This is a genomic window from Actinomadura sp. NPDC048032, assembly GCF_040653175.1.
Lineage (GTDB): Bacteria > Actinomycetota > Actinomycetes > Streptosporangiales > Streptosporangiaceae > Spirillospora > Spirillospora verrucosospora.
This window is the reverse complement of sequence record NZ_JBEZJP010000712.1, coordinates 1-2,305: the sequence shown is the minus strand read 5'-3', so window position 1 is coordinate 2,305 and position 2,305 is coordinate 1. Positions and strand designations below refer to the sequence as shown.

Genomic DNA, 2,305 nt, shown 5'->3' with positions numbered 1-2,305 from the left:
ACCGGCGCCGCCGCCTGGTGCTCCTGGCCTGGCTCGTCGGCGTGGTCGCCGTGGCGTTCGCAGGCTTCGGCTTCGGCGCCGCGCCCGACAACGACGCGGCGGCGGCTGGCCACCCGCTGGTTCCGGCCCGGACGGTGCCCGCGCCGACGAGGATCGCGTCGCAGCCGGCGCGCACCGCGTCGACCCGGTCCCAGTCCGCCGTGCTGGACAGCCGGAGCCGCTCGGGAGTCGCGTCGTCGATGTAGCCGTCGGCGGACATCGCGCAGCTCAGCAGCACGTAGGGACGCTCGCTCACGCCGCCACCCTACGGGAGCGCCGCATCCTTGATCGCATCGCCGGCGCAGATCGTTTGAGGCGACTCGGCGTTTCTGCGCCGGATGTGTCGGAGGGGGTGCCTATGGTTGCTGCGACATGCGAATCCTGCACACCTCCGACTGGCATCTCGGCAGATCGTTCCACCGCGAGGACCTGCTGGCCGCGCAGGCGGCGTTCGTCGACCACCTGGTCGAGACCGTCGCGGCGGAGCGGGTCGAGTGCGTGCTGGTCTCCGGGGACGTCTACGACCGCGCCCTGCCCGCGGTGGACGCCGTCCGGCTGTGCAACGAGGCCCTGGAGCGGCTCGCCGCCCTCACCCGGGTCGTGCTCATCGCGGGCAACCACGACTCCGCGCGCCGCCTCGGGTTCGGGTCGGCGCTGATGGACGCCGCCGGCGTGCACGTCCGCACCGACTTCGCGACCGTCGGGGAGCCCGTCGTCGTGGGCGACGCCGCGATCTACGGCGTCCCCTACCTGGAGCCCGAGCTCGTCCGCCACCCGTGGGAGCTGGAGGAGCGCAGCCACGCCGCCGCGCTCACCGAGGCCATGCGCCGCGTCCGCGACGACGCCGCGCGCCACGACCGGCTGTCGGTCGTGCTCGCGCACGCGTTCGTCACCGGCGGCGAGTCCAGCGAGAGCGAGCGCGACATCTCGGTCGGCGGCTCCTCGCAGGTGTCGGCGTCGGTGTTCGACGGCGTCGACTACGCGGCGCTCGGCCACCTGCACGGCGCCTGGAGCATCGGCGACCGCGTCCGCTACTCGGGCTCGCCGCTGGCGTACTCCTTCTCCGAGGAGCGGCACGTCAAGGGCTCGTGGCTGATCGACCTGCGCCCCGGCGGCGTCGCGGCGGAGTTCGTGGAGGCCCCCGTCCCGCGGCGCCTGGCCCGGGTCCGCGGCCGCATCGACGACCTGCTGTCCGACCCGTCCTACGACGAGGTCGAGGACCGCTGGCTCCAGGTCACGCTCACCGACGCGCGCCGCCCGTCCGCGGCGATGGAGCGGCTGCGCCGCCGCTTCCCGCACACGCTCGTGCTCGGCTTCGACCCGCAGGGCGGCGGCGCGGACGGCGGCCGCACCTGGTCCGAGCGCGTCCGCGAGCGCTCCGCCCTCGACATCGCGGGCGACTTCGTCGCCGAGGTCACCGACGGGCCCGCGACCGAGGCCGAACGCGCCCTGCTTGACGAGGCCTTCGAGGCCTGCCGCCAGAAGGAGGCCACGGCGTGAGGCTGCACCGCCTGGAGATCGCGGCTTTCGGGCCCTTCTCGGGCACGGAGGTCATCGACTTCGACGCGCTGTCCGACGCCGGCCTGTTCCTCATCCAGGGCCGGACGGGCGCGGGCAAGACGAGCGTCCTCGACGCGGTCTGCTTCGCGCTCTACGGGCAGGTGCCCGGCGTCCGCAACGCGGTGAAGGGGCTGCGCAGCGACCACGCGCCCCCCGGCGCCGGGCCGCGCGTGGTGCTGGAGACGACCATCCGGGGCCGCCGGCTGCGCGTCTCGCGCTCGCCCGCCTGGGAGCGGCCGAAGCTGCGCGGGTCCGGGACGACGACCGAGCACGCCAAGGTCGTCGTCGAGGAGTTCGAGCACGGCGGCTGGGTGGGCCTCACCACCCGCCTGGACGAGGCGGGCGACCTCGTGACGCGGATGCTCGGCATGACCGCCGTCCAGTTCTGCCAGGTGGCGATGCTGCCGCAGGGGGAGTTCGCCGGGTTCCTGCGCGCCGGCGCCGACGAGCGCCGCAAGGTGCTGGAGCGGCTGTTCGCCGCCGAGGTGTTCGCGCAGGTCGAGAAGTGGCTCGCCGAGCGCCGCGCCGCCACCGGCCGGGAGGCCGCCGAGCTCGGCGCGCGGGCCGTCTCGATCTCCGATCGGATCTGCGAGACGACGGGCGCCGCGCCGCCGCGCGAGCCGCGCCCGGCCGTCCCGGCGCCGCGCCGCCCGTGAGGTCGAAGGACGGCTCGGCGGTCCGCGTCGACGTGACGTTGAAGGGCTCC

3 protein-coding genes are annotated in these 2,305 nt (G+C 75.1%); 2 read left to right on the top strand and 1 reads right to left on the bottom strand.

Translation table 11 applies throughout. The annotated features are described in order from the left end of the window. Nucleotides 1-295 (bottom strand): dihydrofolate reductase family protein (locus tag AB0C69_RS41390; RefSeq protein ID WP_360362210.1); only part of this gene is annotated, 295 nt, incomplete at its 3' end. Nucleotides 296-411: 116 nt separating this feature from the next. Here AB0C69_RS41390 and AB0C69_RS41385 point away from each other — a divergent pair. Next, entirely contained in the window at nucleotides 412-1,539 is a 1,128-nt protein-coding gene (locus AB0C69_RS41385) for an exonuclease SbcCD subunit D (protein WP_360362207.1), read from the top strand. Next, nucleotides 1,536-2,255 carry an SMC family ATPase gene (locus AB0C69_RS41380; RefSeq protein WP_360362204.1) on the top strand — a complete coding sequence of 240 codons (720 nt, stop codon included), beginning with the start codon at nucleotides 1,536-1,538 and terminating at the stop codon, nucleotides 2,253-2,255. Before AB0C69_RS41385 ends, AB0C69_RS41380 begins: the two co-directional genes overlap by 4 nt. The last annotated feature ends 50 nt before the right edge of the window (nucleotides 2,256-2,305 follow it).

What these genes read in the sequence shown, in the direction of transcription:
- AB0C69_RS41385 (WP_360362207.1), top strand. Translation starts at nt 412, where the DNA reads ATGCGAATCCTGCACACCTCCGACTGGCATCTCGGCAGATCGTTCCAC.